At 67.5% G+C, this 15642-nt stretch carries 11 protein-coding genes; 10 read left to right on the top strand and 1 reads right to left on the bottom strand.

The window, feature by feature from the left end; genetic code table 11:
* Positions 1–10 precede the first annotated feature (10 nt).
* The 7 genes from Poly30_RS14870 (at position 11) to Poly30_RS14840 (ending at position 9233) form a co-directional block, all read left to right on the top strand.
* Positions 11–1303: an ATP-grasp domain-containing protein gene (locus Poly30_RS14870; protein ID WP_145198616.1), complete on the top strand. Its 1293-nt coding sequence runs from the start codon at positions 11–13 to the stop codon at positions 1301–1303.
* A 21-nt stretch (positions 1304–1324) separates the two neighbouring features.
* On the top strand, positions 1325–2566 hold the full coding sequence (locus tag Poly30_RS14865; RefSeq protein ID WP_145198614.1) for an ATP-grasp domain-containing protein: 1242 nt from the start codon (positions 1325–1327) through the stop codon (positions 2564–2566).
* Positions 2559–3557 (top strand): type 1 glutamine amidotransferase family protein, encoded by a 999-nt coding sequence (locus Poly30_RS14860; protein ID WP_145198612.1) that lies wholly within the window; start codon positions 2559–2561, stop codon positions 3555–3557. Before Poly30_RS14865 ends, Poly30_RS14860 begins: the two co-directional genes overlap by 8 nt.
* On the top strand, positions 3554–4699 hold the full coding sequence (locus tag Poly30_RS14855) for an alpha/beta hydrolase (protein WP_145198610.1): 1146 nt from the start codon (positions 3554–3556) through the stop codon (positions 4697–4699). The genes Poly30_RS14860 and Poly30_RS14855 overlap by 4 nt, the downstream gene beginning before the upstream one ends.
* Positions 4700–4701: 2 nt before the next feature.
* Positions 4702–5949: an ATP-grasp domain-containing protein gene (locus tag Poly30_RS14850; protein WP_145198608.1), complete on the top strand. Its 1248-nt coding sequence runs from the start codon at positions 4702–4704 to the stop codon at positions 5947–5949.
* Positions 5946–6695, top strand: a complete 750-nt coding sequence (locus Poly30_RS28500) for an esterase family protein (protein ID WP_419190205.1) — start codon at positions 5946–5948, stop codon at positions 6693–6695. Before Poly30_RS14850 ends, Poly30_RS28500 begins: the two co-directional genes overlap by 4 nt.
* Positions 6696–6812: 117 nt before the next feature.
* Positions 6813–9233: a trypsin-like serine peptidase gene (locus Poly30_RS14840; protein ID WP_419190204.1), complete on the top strand. Its 2421-nt coding sequence runs from the start codon at positions 6813–6815 to the stop codon at positions 9231–9233.
* 105 nt (positions 9234–9338) lie between these two features.
* Here Poly30_RS14840 and glgC read toward each other — a convergent pair whose 3' ends face one another.
* Positions 9339–10673: a glucose-1-phosphate adenylyltransferase gene (gene glgC / locus Poly30_RS14835; RefSeq protein ID WP_145198602.1), complete on the bottom strand. Its 1335-nt coding sequence runs from the start codon at positions 10671–10673 to the stop codon at positions 9339–9341.
* A 308-nt stretch (positions 10674–10981) separates the two neighbouring features.
* On the opposite strand from glgC, the gene Poly30_RS14830 reads away from it, so the two are divergent.
* From Poly30_RS14830 to Poly30_RS14820, 3 genes are read left to right on the top strand one after another with little or no spacing between them, the layout of a single operon-like run.
* Positions 10982–13051, top strand: a complete 2070-nt coding sequence (locus tag Poly30_RS14830; RefSeq protein WP_145198600.1) for an amylo-alpha-1,6-glucosidase — start codon at positions 10982–10984, stop codon at positions 13049–13051.
* The gene (locus tag Poly30_RS14825) at positions 13048–14436 is read left to right on the top strand and encodes a glycosyltransferase family 4 protein (RefSeq protein ID WP_145198598.1); all 1389 of its coding nucleotides are present in this window, start codon (positions 13048–13050) and stop codon (positions 14434–14436) included. Before Poly30_RS14830 ends, Poly30_RS14825 begins: the two co-directional genes overlap by 4 nt.
* 7 nt (positions 14437–14443) lie before the next feature.
* Positions 14444–15631: a glycoside hydrolase family 57 protein gene (locus tag Poly30_RS14820; RefSeq protein WP_145198596.1), complete on the top strand. Its 1188-nt coding sequence runs from the start codon at positions 14444–14446 to the stop codon at positions 15629–15631.
* Positions 15632–15642: the final 11 nt, after the last annotated feature.

The following is a 15642-nucleotide window of genomic DNA, read 5'->3' as shown; positions in this document are numbered from 1 at the left end:
ACTCAGGGGCATGCCAGCCTCCACCGTCTTCGTCGCTCCCTATGCACTCCCGAGCACGCTCAAGTTCGTCTCGGCCGCGGCCATGTTGCCGGAAACGGTGTTCGGGATCATCGCTCAGGAGTCACGCGAGTCGTTCCTGGCGCGCGTCGACCCCAGGGTGGGGGCCTGCGTCGCGGGGTTCGTCCAGGTTCAGGACGCCCACGATCCCGATCAGCTCGAGGCCGCCGTGCGACAGATGGCCGGCGCCCTCGGCACCGGCCGAGTCGATTCGCTGATCGGAATCCTGGAGCCGCTCCAGGAGGCCCTGGCCATCGTTCGCGAGCGCCTTCGGATCCGTGGAATGGACGCGGCCGAGGCGCGACGCTTTCGCGATAAGGCGCACATGAAAGACGTCCTGCGCGCGAATGATCTTCCGTGCGCGCGCCATGTCCTCGCCCACGACCGTGAGACCGCGCTGGCCTTCGCCCGCGAGGTGATGCCGCTCGTCGCCAAGCCGCCCGCGGGCGCCGGCGCCAAGGACACGTTCCGCGTCGAGCGCATCGAGGACCTCGAGTCCTGGATGGAGCGCGTGCCACCGAGTCCCAGCAGGCCGCTCCTTCTGGAGGAGTTCGTCCAGGGAACGGAGTACTCGTTCGACAGCGTTTCGATCGGCGGCCAGCACGTCTTCCATTCGATCTCCGAGTACGCGCCCACGCCCTTGCAGGTGATGGAGACGCCCTGGATCCAGTGGACCGTGCTGCTGCCGCGAGAGATCCGCACGCCGGAGTTCGCGAGTATCCTCGAGGCCGGTCCCAGGGCGCTGGATGCCCTCGGCATGGTGGAAGGCATGACGCACATGGAGTGGTTCCGTCGCCACGACGGGTCCATCGCCATCTCCGAGGTCGCAGCCCGTCCGCCCGGCGCGCAGTTCACCACGATGATCTCCTACGCCCACGACACCGACTTCTACCGCGTGTGGGCGGAAGCTTCGGTGTTCGGCCGTTTCCAGGCTCCCGAGCGCAAGTATGCCGCAGGTGCCGCCTACCTGCGGGGTCAATCGAGCGGGGCGCCAGGTCATGGGGCGCCAGGTCATGGGGCGCCTGGCGGTGGGGGCCAGCGCGTCGCCCGCGTCACGGGCCTCGACGAGATCCGCTCCCGCCTTGGCGATCTCGTGGTCGAAGCGGACATCCCGTCACCCGGCCAGCCGAAGTCCAGCAGCTACGAGGGCGAAGGCTACGTGATCCTGCGGCACCCGGAGACGGACGTGGTCCGGCGCGGTCTGCAGTTCGTCGTCGAAACGCTTCGGGTCGGACTCGAAGGCTGATCTCCACCTCTTCCTACAGCCATGACCCTCAACGTCGTACTGATCTCGCCGTCCTTCCCCACGGACAACGGGCACTTCACCAAGGCGCTCCACGCGCTCCCCGGAGTCCGCGTGCTCGGCGTCGGTGATCAGCCGCTCGAGGCCATGGAGCCGGACGTAAGAGCGGCCCTCGACGATCACCTGGTCGTTCGCAACCTCTGGGACGAGGCGGCCACCGTCCAGCAGACCGTCGACTGGCTCGCCAGGAAGGGGCTCCAGCCGCACCGGGTCGAGTGCCTGTGGGAACCCGGCGTCATGCTTGCGGCGCGCATGCGCGAGCGATTCGATGCCCCGGGTCTACGCGTGGAGCAGGCGCGCGCTTTCCGCGACAAGGAAACGATGAAGGCGACGCTGGACGCCCACGGGATCCGCACACCGCATCACTACCGCGCGAGCACCGGCGCAGAGGTCCAGGAGGCCGCCGCGAAAGTCGGGTACCCCCTGATCGTGAAGCCGATCGACGGCGCGGGGTCTGCGGACACCTACGTCGTGCGCACCGACGGCGAACTCGAAGGGGTCCTGGTGGCGGTCAAGCACGTGCCCGAGGTCAGCGTCGAGGAGTTCATCGAAGGCGAGGAATTCACCTACGACGCCATCCTCTCCGGCGGTCGGACGCTGTTCGAGAACGTCGCCTGGTACCGGCCCAAGCCGCTGGTCGCGCGTCAGAATCCCTGGATCAGCCCACAGGCCGTGTGCCTCTCGGACATCCGCCAGGACGACATCGCGCCCGGCGTCGAACTCGGGCGGCGCGCGCTGAAGGCGCTCGGCCTGCAGACAGGCATGGCGCACATGGAGTGGTACCGGTCCGCAAAGACCGGCGAGGCCATCTTCGGTGAGGTCGGCGCCCGTGCTCCGGGCGGTCGCCTGTCCCACGGCATGAACCTGACCTGCGACGGCGACGTCTTCCGGCTCTGGGCCGAGGCGATTACGTCCGGCGAGACCACGCAGAAGATGGAGAAACAGTTCAACGCCGCGCTCGTGTTCAAGCGGGCGACCGGCAACGGTAACCTCGTGACCCGAATCGAGGGCCTCGAGCGCGTGCTGGGGGAGAGCGGTGAACACATCCCGGTGGTGGACCTCGTGCCGATCGGCCAGCCCCGCAGGGACTGGACCCAGGTCGTGACCGGTGACGGCTGGATGGTCGCACGCCACGTGGATCTCGGCTCGACGCTACAGATCGCCGACAGGCTCGCCCAGGACGTGCGCATTCTCTGCGATGGTTGACCCTGCGAACGAAGCGGCCCGGAAGATCGCGATCCTCGGGCCCCAGCACGCGAACCCCATCCTGCGTGAGGTGCTCGATTCCGAGAGCATGCCCGGCCCCTACGTTCTGGTCGCTGCTGGCTGGGAGGAGCGCGAGGCCGAAACGGGCTCGCTCGAGTCCCATCTCGGTGTGTCCGTGCAGAACCTCGGAGCATGGCCCGCCTGCGAGACAGCGTTCGAGAAGGACAGCGAGCTCAAGAAGCTGATGTTCGCGCGCTACGACAGGATGCGGGAACTCACGCGCGTCTACCGCGTGCGCATGAGCGCCGAACTGGGCGCGCTGCGGACCCTCTTTGCTCGGACGAATCCCGCCGCGCCCGACGACCTCGTCGGGCCCGAGCTAGAGCCCGCGTTCGAAGCGTTGCGCGCGCTGGATGACCTCCATCGGGGCCGCGTCGCGGCGTTGAACGACGAGACGTTTGCGAGAGCACACGAGCGGGACAGCCTGCGCGAGGGCACCGAGCGCATGGCGGAGATGCTCGCCGGGGCGGGGACGCTGTTGATCGCTGGCGGGCACGTCGGGATCCTCTACAACCGCATGCGACTCTTCCGCGTGCTGGACCATCTGAACCCGGGCGCGGGGATCGCGGGCTGGTCCGCCGGCGGCATGGTGCTGACGGACACGCTTCTGCTGTTTCACGACTCGCCCCCGCGTGGTGCCGGTGATGCCGAGGTTCATGGTCCAGGCTTCGGGATCGCGCACGGAATCGTGGCCCTGCCGCACGCGTCCACGCGCCTGCACCTCGACGATCAGGCCCGCGTGGCGATCCTCTCTCGCCGGATGGCCCCCGCGCTGGTGACGGCGCTCGACGGCGGCCAGTGCGCGCTACTCGGCGGTGCTGGCGAGTGGAGTTTCCGCGGAGGAGCGCGGCTCCTTCGGCCCGGCGGGCAGGTCGAGGACGCTTCCGACAGTGGGCGGGAGCCCGCACTCTCCCCGGGAGGGACAGCATGAATCAGGTTCTGGAGAAGGACACGCTGGACGCGCTGCTGGCTCGCATCGTCGCCGAGGGGCCAGCGGCCGTTTCGGCGGTCGAGGGAGGCTTCCCCGTCGTCGAAGGAAATCGTGCGCTCTTCGCGTACGTGGGGCATGCGGACGAAGTTCGGCTGCACCACTGGATCTTCGGGCTCGAGTCCGCCCAGGAGTTCCATCGCGTCCATGCCGAGGTCTGGACACTGGAGATCGAGATCCATGACGCGGCGCGCGTCGAGTACAAGCTGGAGGTCGTCGAGAACGAGCAGCGTCAGCTGATGCGCGATCCGCTCAACGATCAGCTCGCTCGAGATCCGTTCGGCGCCAACTCCGTGGCGACCGGGCCGGGCTACACCGAGCCGTGGTGGGCGCTGGAGGATCGAGCCAAGCGGCACGGCGAGGTCCTGGTGCGGCAGCTCCGCTGCAAGACCTTCGGCGACGTCCGGCCGCTTTCGATCTATTTGCCGCCGCGCTACCGCGAGACGCGGCGCTACCCGCTGCTCGTCTGCCACGACGGCCTCGACTACCTGGAGTTCGCCGGGCTCCAGCGCGTGCTGGACAACCTGATCGACCTCCAGGAGATCCCGCCGCTCATCGTCTGCTGCACGCAGTCCCCGAACCGGACCGAGGAGTACGCCGCGAACGAGCGACACGCGGAGTTCATCGCCAACGAGGTGCTGCCGCTGATGGAAGCCGAGTTCTCCTTGCTCGACGGCCCATCGGACCGTGCGCTGATGGGGGCGAGCTTTGGCGCGGTCGCGTCGCTGTACACGGCGCTTCAGTTTCCGGATCGTTTCGGGAAGCTCTTCCTTCAGTCAGGAAGCTTCGCCTTCACGGACATCGGACCCCACGGCCGTGGCCCGGTCTTCGACAACGTCGTGCAGTTCGTGAACCGCTACCGGCGGAATCCGACGAAGCCGGCGACGCGTGTTTTCCTTTCCTGCGGCATCTACGAGTCGCTGATTGTCTACAACCGGTCGCTTCTGCCCATGCTGCAGAAGACCGGCACGGAAGCCGTTCTGGTCGAATCCCAGGACGGTCACAACTGGGAGAACTGGCGGGATCGTCTTCGCGACGGCCTCACCTGGCTCTTTCCGGGTCCCCTTTGGATGGTGTACGAATAACGATGGCTCCAATCACACGACGAATCGGCCTCTCCCTCGGCGCGGATCTCTGCTGGCCGCGCTCCTTCGAGGGCATCATGAAACGCTGGGATCCGACGCTGCGGATCGGCGGCGACGACGTACGCTTCGAGGTCGAGCGCGTCACGATCGAGCCCTTCGACCTGCGGGCACCCGTGCGCTACGACATCGTCCTCGATCGTCTCACGCACTGGTACACCAACACGCGCGAGTGGATCAAGAAGGCGGTGTTGATGGACGATCTCTACGTCCTCAACAATCCGTGGTCGGTCCAGTCGATGGAGAAGCAGACGTCGTACTGTGCGATGATGCGGCTCGGCATGCCGATCCCGGACACCTGGCTGGTGCCGCCCAAGGAGTACGTGGACACGCCGGACCTGCAGCGCACCCTCGAGCGCTACGCCAAGCTGTTCGACCTCGACAAGCTCGGCGATCAGGTCGGCTATCCGCTGTTCATGAAGCCCTACGACGGTGGGGGCTGGGTGGGCGTGAGCAAGGTCGAGAACGCGGACGATCTGCGGCAAGCCTACGACGAGAGTGGCAAGTACGTGATGCACCTCCAGAAGGGCATCCTGCCGTTCGATCACTTCATCCGCTGCATCGGGATCGGCCCCGACGTTCGGATCGTCGAGTACGACCCGAGCGCGCCGCTCCACGAGCGCTACACGACGGACTTCAACCACCTGCCCGAGGCCGACATGACGCGGCTGCGTCAGATCACCCTGACGATCAACGCGTTCTTCGGCTGGGACTTCAACTCCTGCGAGTGCCTGCACCAGAGCGGCGAGTGGTACCCGATCGACTTCGCGAATCCATGCCCGGACTCCCAGGTGACGTCGCTCCACCGGCACTTCCCGTGGCTCGTGCTGGCGAACCTCCGCTGGGCGCTCTTCAACGCGGCCACCGGGCGCAAGAAGCCGCGCAACCTCGACTGGGATCCCTACATCGAGATCGCGGACGGCCCCGGCACCTTCGACGAGAAGCTCCCGCAGTACGCTGCACTGGCGGAGAAAACGCTCGACGTGAAGCGCTTCGAGGAGTTCTGCGCCGAGCACCTCGGACCGCTCGAAGAGGTCGCGTGGGAGTACTTCGGCTCGAAGGACGCGCGGGAAGCCGTCCGCGAGAAGGTCGCCGCATTGTTCCCGGAGCACGAGGTCGAGGAGTTCACCGAACGCTTCTGGAGTTCCATCCAGGATTGGCGCCTCGAGACGGCGCAGGAGACGAAGTCGTGAGTCGAAAGAGCGAAACGTGGTTCTCACCCAGGGTGGGAAGAGAGGTCAAGGTCGTCCGCTGGGGCGAGGTGGGCACGCCGGTGGTGTTCTTCCCGACGGCGGCGGGCGACGCGGAGGAGTGCGAGCGCTTCCTCCTCGTCGATGCCCTCGGCCCTCTGCTCGAGGAAGGGGTCATCAAGCTCTACTCGGTCGACTCGGTGCCCGGCATGGTCTGGCTGAAGGAAGACAACAGCACGCCCACCGCGACGAAGGCCCAGGCGGGGTTCGACGCGTTCGTCGAGCATGAGCTCGTGCCGATGATCGCGCGCGACTGCGGCGCCGACGATCCGAAGAAGCTCGATATCATCGCGACGGGCTGTTCCATCGGCGCTTACAACGCTCTCGCGGCCATCTGTCGCCATCCCGATCTGTTCCAGTCTGCGATCTGCATGTCGGGGACCTACGAGCTCTCGAAGTTCATCGACGGGGACATGGACGAGGCGTGGTACTTCGCCTCACCGCTGCACTTCGTGCCCAACATGAAGGAGGACCATCCGATGCTGAAGAAGCTTCGGGAGCGGCACATTCTTCTGAGTCACGGCACGGGACGCTGGGAGGATCCCGCGGAGTCCTGGGCGGTGGCGCGCGTGCTCGGGGCGAAGGGCATCCCGAACCACGTCGACGAGTGGGGCGATGAGTGGGATCATGACTGGCCGACGTGGCGACGGATGTTGCCGTCCTACCTCAGGTCTCGGCTCGTGGACTGAGGGTGTAAGGGGCATGTAATGCCCCAAGGGGACAGAACGCTTGGGACTAACATGGAACGGCGCGCCCCCGGGGTGCGTCCTCTCCTGACGTTCTCTTTCTCCGTCCTCTCACGCCCCATGAATCACTCTCCCAAGAGCCACCCGCTCGCACGCGGCTTCGTCCATGTCGGTGCCGCGGCGCTTCTCGCCGCTTCCGCCGCCGCGGCCCCGCTGCCCCAGGTCGAGGCACCTGCCTTCAGCCAGGTTCCCTACGTCGTCGACACCGGCTGGGTGGCACCCACGGGCTCGGCCGCGACGAAGCTCACGCTGACCGAGACGATCCAGATCCAGCAGCCCGGCGCCGACTGGATGCGGATCTACTTCGACGACGCCGTACTCGCGGGAGATCCGCTGGCCGGAACGGGCGCCGAGCTGCGCCTGATGGCGCTCAAGGACGGCGGCTACCAGGTGATGAACGCCATCGAGCTGGAGCGCTGGGACAACTCCACGGCGTACTTCAACGGCGACGCGGTCATCATCGAGGTCTGGGCTCGTCCGGGCACGGGCTCGAGCCGGGTGCAGGTGAAGAGCATCGACATGGGCATCGCTCCGGCGGGGGACCGCAGCATCTGCGGTTCGCTCGATGACCGCGTGGCGTCCACGGACCCACGCTCCGGGCGACTCCTGCCGATCGGCTGCACGGGCTGGCTGATACAGGACTGCGCCGGCTGCGCTCTCACCGCAGGCCACTGCACGGGCAACATCAACGTGCTCCAGTTCAACGTCCCGCCGTCCCTTTCGAACGGCTCGATCCAGAACCCGCCGCCGAGCGATCAATACCCGATCGACCCGTCTTCGATCCAGTCGAATGGTGGCCAGGGGGTCGGCAACGACTACGCCTACTTCGGCACCTTCGCCAACGGCACCACGGGCCTGACCGTCACCGCCGCCCAGGGTCCGGGCTTCCAGCTGGTCTCGCCGCCTTCGGTCGGCGCCGCGCAGATCCGGATCACGGGCTTCGGCACCGACAACACGCCGAACACGAGCAACCAGACCCAGCAGACCCATGTCGGTCCGCTCGTGACGTCGTCGAGCACGACGGTGCAGTACGCCACGGACACGACCGGTGGCAACTCCGGTTCGCCAGTCATCTGGGAACAGATGGACATGGCGGTCGGCATCCACACCCACGGCGGATGCACGTCCGGTGGCGGGCAGAACTCCGGCACCAGCTTCGACCATCCGGGGCTCCAGGCGTTCCTCGCTTCGCCCCAGGGAATCTGCGGCGCGGGTATCGCCCTCCAGAACCCTCCGACCCTCGTCGCGCGCGGCGTGTCCGAGCAAGTCGTCTTCCAGTCCGCGGGCGCGATCGTCGCTGGCTCGGCGACGCTCCATTACCGTGCGTCGGCGGCCGACCTGTTCCAGTCCGTGGCGATGGCGGACCTCGGCTCGGGGCTCTTCGCGGCGAACCTTCCGGCGTTCGACTGCGGTGACTCGCCCGAGTTCTACGTCAGCGCCCAGTCGACCCAGTGCGGCCAGGTCTTCGATCCGGCCGGCGGAGCCACGGCACCGCTCGACCTTGCGATCGGAGCAGCTGCGGTGAGCTTTGCTGACGACTTCCAGTTGGACCTTGGCTGGACCACGGGCGTCGCTGGCGCGACGACGGGCCAGTGGGAGCGCGGCGTTCCGGTGAACGATCCTTCGTGGGCCTACGATCCGTCGGGCGATGGGGACGGTAGCGGCAGCTGCTACCTCACGCAGAACGCAGCGGGCAACACCGATATCGACGGGGGCGCGGTCATTCTGATCTCGCCGTCGGTCACGGTGGCCGCGGCCGATACCCAGCTGTCCTTCCTTCGCTATCAGTCGTTGACGGACGAAGGCGGCGACGACGTGCTGCTCGTCGAGGTGAGCGCCGACGGCGGCTCGACCTTCGCGGCCGTGGCGTCGTACCAGACCTCGACGAACGGCTGGAGCGAGGAGACGATCTCGGCGACCCAGCTCGCGGCGGCGGGCGTCGGCATCGGCTCCAACCTCGTGGTGCGCTTCACGGCGAACGACGGCGGCGCGGCGACGATCCACGAAGCGGGGATCGACGGCTTCGCGGTCCAGGCCATCACCTGTGATCCCCTGGCGATCGGCGCGATCTACTGCGCGCCCGCTCAGATCAACTCGACGGGGTCTGCCGCCACCCTTCGTGGCCAGGGCTCCGAGGTGCTGGTCGACAACGATGTCACTCTGATCGCCGAGAGCCTGCCCTCCCAGGCGCTGGGCTACTTCCTCGTGTCCCCCAACGCCGGCAACGTACCGAACGCGGGCGGAAGCTCCGGAACGCTGTGCCTCGGCATGCCGCTCGGGCGCTACGCGGGGAACGTCCTGAACTCAGGCGCCACCGGTACCTACCAGATGCCGGTCAACCTGAACTCGATCCCGCAGCCCCTGGGCTCGGTCGCAGGCATGGTCGGGCAGACCTGGCGCTTCCAGGCCTGGTACCGCGACTCGTTCCTCGGGATCTCGACCTCGAACTTCACGAGCGGCCTGGCACTGACGCTGCGCTGATTCCCGGCACCTGTCAGGATCGAAAGACGCCACCCCTTCCCCTGCGGCGAATCCGCAGGGGAAGGGGTGGCGTCTTTCCTTCATGGGCGCGCCGAGCGGCGGCGATCAGCCCTTGTCACGGTTGCCGATATCCGCGAAGTCCGAGTCGCTCCGACGGATCCGGTCCGAGGCTCGGCGACGCGCGCTGAAATCGTAGCCCGCCGGCACCACCACGATCCCGCTCTCGGTCACGGTAAAGCGCTTTCGATCCTCCTCGAGGTCCACGCCCACCTGGGTGCCGGAGGGAATCTTGACCCACTTGTCCACGATCACCTTCTTGAGGACGACGTGGTCGCCGACCTCGACGCCGCTCATGATGATGCTGTCCTCGATGTCCGAATCCTCACCGGTGTAGACGCGGTTCGAAAGGATCGAGCGGCGGACGCGCGAGCCCGACACGATCGACCCGTTGCAGAGCAGCGAGTCGACGACGTGCGCGCTCCGCCCCTGCGGCTCTGCGAACACCGTCTTGGCGGGCGGGTCGTTGTGCCAGAGCGTGTAGATCGGCCAGTTTCGGTCGTAGAGGTTGAACTGGGGCGTCACCGAGCAGAGGTCGAGGTTGGCGTCGTAGTACGCGTCGAGCGTTCCGACGTCGCGCCAGTACGGTGCGTCGTCGGAGCCGGCATTCTGCGCGCCGACGTCGCGGAAGGAGTGGGTGATGACCTTGGTCCCGTCGGCCACCATCGCAGGAAGGACGTCCTGGCCGAAGTCGTGGTTCGTGCCGCTGGTCTTCGCCATGTCCTCTTCGAGGCGACGCATCAGCTCGTCCTTCTCGAAGATGTAGATGCCCATCGAGCCCAGGCAGCGGCCTGGCTTGCCGGGGATCTCCGTTGCGTTCGTCTTGGGCTTCTCCTGGAAGCCCGTGACCCGGGACTCCTGATCGATCTCGAGGATACCGAATCGGGAAGCTTCCTCGGTCTTGATCTCGACCGCGCCGATCGTGCACTTGGCCCCTGACTTCACGTGGTCCATCAGCATGTCTCCGTAGTCCATCTTGTAGATGTGATCGCCGGAGAGGATGAGGACGTGGGAGCACTGCTCCTGTTCGAGCAGCTCGAGGTTCTGGGAGATGGCGTCCGCCGTGCCGCGGTACCACGCGCCGCTGCCGCCGTGCTGGGGCGGGCGCGGAACGATGAACTGGGCCAGTCGCCTCGGCAGGAAGTTCCAGGCGTAGCGCAGGTGCTCCTCCAGCGAGTAAGCCTGGTACTGCGTCAGGACGAAGACTCGACGGAGCCCTGAATGGATCGTGTTGGAGAGCGTGAAGTCGATGATGCGGTAGGCACCGCCGAAGGGAACCGCTGGCTTGGCGCGACCGTTCGTCAGGGGGCTGAGCCGCTCACCACGCCCACCGGCCAGGACGAAGGTCAGCGTGGCTTTCTGATGCTTGGTTCTGTCGATCATGGATTCTCCGTCGAGGCTCTGCGCGGTCGGAGGCTGCGCGCTGGTTGGGGGGGGCTGGCGACTCTGGCCCATGAGAACAGACCGGCCCGCGTCAGAACAGGCGCGGCTTCGAGAAGCGTCTCCCTTATGCCTTTGAACGGACCCATCGCGAACCCTACCGTAGCGCCGGCTTTACGCGCTGGCCCCGTCCGAGGGTCTGCCCATCCCGCCCGCTACCGCCCTTTCGACCACCCGGCTCGACCTCTCGGTTCGACCATCCGGCGCGGCACGAAGTCGCCGTTCCCCTGACTGCCCCCGAGCCCCCCCCGATGATTCTTTCGCTACTGGAGCGCCTCGAGCAGGAGGGCGGTGCCCGCGCATGGCGGCCCGGTGGCCTCGGCGCCAACCTGCGAAGTGCCTCTGCGACGACGGGCCAGCCGGGCAGGGCTCCCATTCGCTGGTACCGGTCTGCCGCGACCGGATCGACCGGCGTGCCAGCCACGACGAGCGGGCGAGTCGCTGCGGCCACCACCCTGCGAGCGGAGCGCACGGACGACGGAGTGTTCGTCGCTTCGTCCTCCGTGACCGGAGGCGAGCGGATCGTCTGGGTGGGGGATCTCGAGCTCGAATGCGCGACGCGCGCGGCGGCCGAGTTCCTGGCACCGTCCTTCGACTTCCACGCGGACGGCCTTGGGCTCGAGCTCACCTGGAAGGCCGCGCGTCGCGCTGGCAAGCCCGGGGGCGGCGCGCCGCTCGCTTTCCGGATGCGACTGACACTGCCGTGTCGTCCGATCGGTGAACTCACGTTCCGCAACGATGACCTCGACGGCGAGGTCTGGCTCAGCGCCACGCGCGACGGCCGAATGGCCGCTCGGATGCGCCCGTACGCAGCGCTCCCCGAACTCGAGATCGCGCCAGGGAGCGGAGAGCTGGCGTTCGAGCCTGACCCGGACTGGCGGCTCGGGGTCGAGGTCATGGAGTCGGACGGTAGTCTGCGCGTGGAGGACCGATTCTCTCCGGGTGTCTTCTTGTTGCAGCTCCCGGAGGGCGAGCGTGCGGTTCGACTCTCGATTCGGATCGTTCCCGTCACGGAAGCCCAGCGGGCCACGGAAGACCAGCGGGCCACGGAAGCCGAACGGGGCCAGCGTGGTGGCGCGCTCGGGTCGCTGATGGGCCAGCTTCGCTCGGATCCGGGTGCCGCTGCCGCTGCCGCTGCCGCCGCCAGTGTTCCCGTCAGAGCCGTCCCTGCCGATGATGTCCGCCTCGCCGCGATGGTTCTTCCGGGCCAGCTCGCGCTTGGCAAGGCGACGACCTCAGAGTCAGAGTCCGAGTCGGCGCTTCGGGAGCTGCTGATCGCGGCTGCCGAGCACGTCTCCGGCCCACGGTTCGATGTGGCGCTCTGGGCGGCTCGCGCTGCTTTCTTGATCGCTCCCGGGCCGACCCGCGACGTGACGTCCGTCACGCTTCCGTTTCTGCGCGGCGTCGTCGGCCGCATCGAGCGTGATCACCTCGCCACTGGCTGCCCGGGCGCCGCTGCCGCCGGCCTTCCGCGCTGGTGCAGCCCGTCGGACTCTTTCGATGCCCGGCAGATCCCGATCGAGTACGCGGCGCTCTTGCACCAGAGCTGCCAGCACGCGGCCGACCTCGCCACGTTCCAGGGAGAGAGAGACCTGACTCGACGAGCGCGGAGCCAGGCGCGCCACCTGCGCAGGTGGTTCCAGCGTGCGTACTGGCTCCCGCGCCCCGATCGAGCCGCAGACCTTGCGTTTCTGGACGCCGAATCGATAGGCCAAGGCCACGATGCGCACCGAGGCCAGAAGCGGGGCATGGCGCCCGAAACCGCCGCCGGGACTCGGGTTCGGGCGCTTTGCCTGCGGCCTCATATGCTACTGGCAGCGTCATTCGAAGGGGCGCCATTGTCCAGGGCGCAGCGACGCGTGATCGTCCGCGTCACGGAGGCGAGGCTACTCGTACCGAGCCTCGGGATCGCCACGCTCGACTGCGACGACATCGAGTTCCACGGACACTCGGGCCAGAACGGGGCGATCTGGCCGTTCCTGATCGCCTCCTTCGTCGAGGCGTCCCTCCGAGCCTTTGGGCCAGACCGCGGGCGGCACCGAATGCTGGCCGAACTGGTACATTCACAGGCTCTGCGGACGGCGCCCATGGCCTGGGCCCATTCTGCAGGTCGTTCGATCTCACCCATGCCGTACCTGGAGTTCGAGCCGATCCACTCGCACCGTCATCCCATGCCGATCGGTCCGCTTCATTTCGAACTCAACGCTGCCGAGGGCGCGCGAGCCATGGCGCTTCTTTCGGGCACGCTCTCCGCCTGCGCGATTCCTCCGGACTACGACGTCCGGGCGGCTGAGACTTCGCTCGCGTTCCTGCGCTCATGAAGGCTTCGAAGATGAATGTTCTCGTGCTCGGCTGGGAGTATCCGCCTGCCGTCGCCGGCGGGCTGGGTGCGGCCTGTCAAGGTCTTACCCGTGCGCTGGCGGCCCGCGGTCACGGGGTTCAGCTCGCTCTGCCGGACGCGTGCAGGCCGTATCACCCGCCAGGTCACGGGAGCGGCGAAGCCGAGGCGATCTTCCTCGGAACGTCGAGCGGCGAAGCCGGAGTCGAGGACGCTCGGGGCGCACTCTTCCATCCGTACGCGTCGGACGAGGTCCACGCGGCCACGCAGGACCCGGGGCGAGGGCCAGCCGGCTGGGGAGCCGCCGGTGCCAGGCTCTACGGCCGTGACCTCATCCCGTCCGTGCGGGCCTACACGCGCAGCGCCGTCGAGCGCCTGGCGCACCTTGACTTCGACGTCATCCACGCCCACGACTGGATGACGTTCCCCGCGGCGCTCCAGCTTCGACTCGCGACGGGCCGTCCCGTTTGCCTCCACGTTCACTCGACGGCCTACGACCGCGGCGGGTCCCCCGAGGTGGCCGGTCAGCTCGGACTCGAGCGAGGATCCATCGCCAGCGTGGAGCGCGCAGGGGTCCGCACCGCCGACGCGGTCGCGGCCGTGAGCGCCTACACCGGCCGCGTACTCGTCGATCACTACGGCGCCGACTCCGATCGCATCCGCGTCGTTCACAATGCGCCCAGCAGGCACCATGCGCTCAGCGGGGCGGCCTCGGGGCAGAACGCCGCACCATCTCCTGCGGCATCCGCCCCTGGCCGACCGGTCTCGCCGCGCACGCAGAAGACCGTCCTCTGCCTCGGCCGCCTCACGCGACAGAAGGGCGTCAGCTTCCTTCTGCGCGCCGCCAAGGTGGTGCTGATGTCGCATCCGGACGCGAGATTCCTCGTTGCAGGGGAAGGGGAGGAGCGGACTCGCTTGATCGAGATGGTCGCAGAGCTCGGCCTGGCCGGCAAAGTGCACTTCCTGGGGTCCATCAGCGACGAGGCGAAGGTCAAGGCGTACCGGGAAGCGGACGTCTTCGTGCTTCCTTCTGTCTCGGAGCCCTTCGGCCTCACGCCCCTCGAGGCGCTGGCCGAAGGAACTCCCGTCGTCCTCAGCAAGGCCTCCGGCGTCGCCGAGGTCTTGCCTTCCGCGCCTGCGGTCGAGCCCTGGGACTACGTCGGTATGGCGTCCGAGATCAGCGCTCTGCTTGATTCGCGCGGCAAGCCAGGTGGCCTCGCCGAGAGACTTGTCGCCAGCGGCCAGCGCGAGATGGCGAGTCTCTCGTGGGACAGGAGCGCGGCCGCGCTAGAGTCAGCGCTGGCCTTCGCGATCTCCCGCGGTGGCCGCGTCGTCCCCACGCTCCAAGAGCCTGTAGCGAAGAGCTGATTCCGCCATGACCTCGATCGTCTTCTATTTTCAGGTTCACCAGCCGTTCCGCGTCAAGGCGTATCCCCATGACGCGATCGGCCAGCGTCACGACTACTTCGACGACTGGCTGAACGAGGACGTGGCGAAGCGAGTGGCGCAGCTCTGCTATCTGCCGATGAACGAGACGCTGCTCCGCGCGATCGAGGAGACGAACGGTGCCTTCCGCTGCTCCTTCTCGATCTCCGGGACCGCGCTCCGTCAGTTCGAACTTTGGGCCCCCGAGGTCATCGACAGCTTCCGGCGGCTCGCCGCGACGGGCGCCGTCGAGTTCCTGTGCGAGACGTCACGGCACAGTCTCGCCGCCCTCGCGGACCCCCTCGAGTTCCGACTGCAGGTCGAGGAGCAGCGCGCGCTCCTGAAGCGGCTTTTCGGCGTCACGCCGACCTCGTTCCGGAACACCGAGCTGATCACGGACGAGAGCGTGGCCGCGCAGGTCAAGGAGCTCGGCTTCGAGGTGCTGCTCGCAGAGGGCGCGGACCAGCTTCTGCACGGCCGCACGTCCAACATCCTGTACGGGATGGAAGGCGCGGGCGGATTCCCGCTGATGCTGCGCGACTACCCGCTCTCCGACGACATCGCGTTCCGCTTCAGCAACCCGCACTGGGAGCAGTACCCGCTCTACGCGGAGACCTTCGTCGAGTGGCTGGAGACGATGCCTGCGAACAAGCAGTTCATCGGGCTCTACATGGATTACGAGACGTTTGGCGAGCACCAGCCGCGCTCGACCGGGATCTTCGAGTTCATGGCCGCGCTGCCCGGGATGGTGCTCGCCTCGAACCGGCCCCTCGACTTCGCGACGCCCCGCGAGGTCGTGCGCCGCGAGAAAGTGCTGGAGCCGCTGACCTACCCGCGTCCGATCTCCTGGGCCGACGAGGAGCGTGACCTCTCGGCCTGGCTCGGCAACCACATGCAGCGCTCGGCCCACGAGGCCATCTACGCGCTTGCCGATGCGGCCCGCTCCTGCGGCGACCCCGAGCTCCTGGAGGCCTGGCGAGATCTCACGACCTCGGACCACGTCTACTACCTCTCGACGAAGTGCGCCTCGGACGGAGATGTCCACCAGTACTTCAGCCCGTACGACAGCCCCCACGACGCCTTCCTGACCGTCATGAACGTGGTCGAGGACCTCGGCCGCCGGCTGGGTGTGAAGTAGGCGCCGAGGCG

Origin of the sequence: Saltatorellus ferox, assembly GCA_007751475.1 — a bacterium.
GTDB lineage: Bacteria > Planctomycetota > UBA1135 > UBA1135.
This window is presented reverse-complemented; position numbering and strand designations above follow the sequence as displayed.

What these genes read in the sequence shown, in the direction of transcription:
- Poly30_RS14840 (WP_419190204.1), top strand. Translation starts at nt 6,813, where the DNA reads ATGAATCACTCTCCCAAGAGCCACCCGCTCGCACGCGGCTTCGTCCAT.
- Poly30_RS14820 (WP_145198596.1), top strand. Translation starts at nt 14,444, where the DNA reads ATGACCTCGATCGTCTTCTATTTTCAGGTTCACCAGCCGTTCCGCGTC.
- Poly30_RS14855 (WP_145198610.1), top strand. Translation starts at nt 3,554, where the DNA reads ATGAATCAGGTTCTGGAGAAGGACACGCTGGACGCGCTGCTGGCTCGC.
- Poly30_RS14830 (WP_145198600.1), top strand. Translation starts at nt 10,982, where the DNA reads ATGATTCTTTCGCTACTGGAGCGCCTCGAGCAGGAGGGCGGTGCCCGC.
- Poly30_RS14870 (WP_145198616.1), top strand. Translation starts at nt 11, where the DNA reads ATGCCAGCCTCCACCGTCTTCGTCGCTCCCTATGCACTCCCGAGCACG.
- Poly30_RS14860 (WP_145198612.1), top strand. Translation starts at nt 2,559, where the DNA reads ATGGTTGACCCTGCGAACGAAGCGGCCCGGAAGATCGCGATCCTCGGG.
- Poly30_RS14850 (WP_145198608.1), top strand. Translation starts at nt 4,702, where the DNA reads ATGGCTCCAATCACACGACGAATCGGCCTCTCCCTCGGCGCGGATCTC.
- Poly30_RS14865 (WP_145198614.1), top strand. Translation starts at nt 1,325, where the DNA reads ATGACCCTCAACGTCGTACTGATCTCGCCGTCCTTCCCCACGGACAAC.
- Poly30_RS14825 (WP_145198598.1), top strand. Translation starts at nt 13,048, where the DNA reads ATGAAGGCTTCGAAGATGAATGTTCTCGTGCTCGGCTGGGAGTATCCG.
- glgC (WP_145198602.1), bottom strand. Translation starts at nt 10,673, where the DNA reads ATGATCGACAGAACCAAGCATCAGAAAGCCACGCTGACCTTCGTCCTG.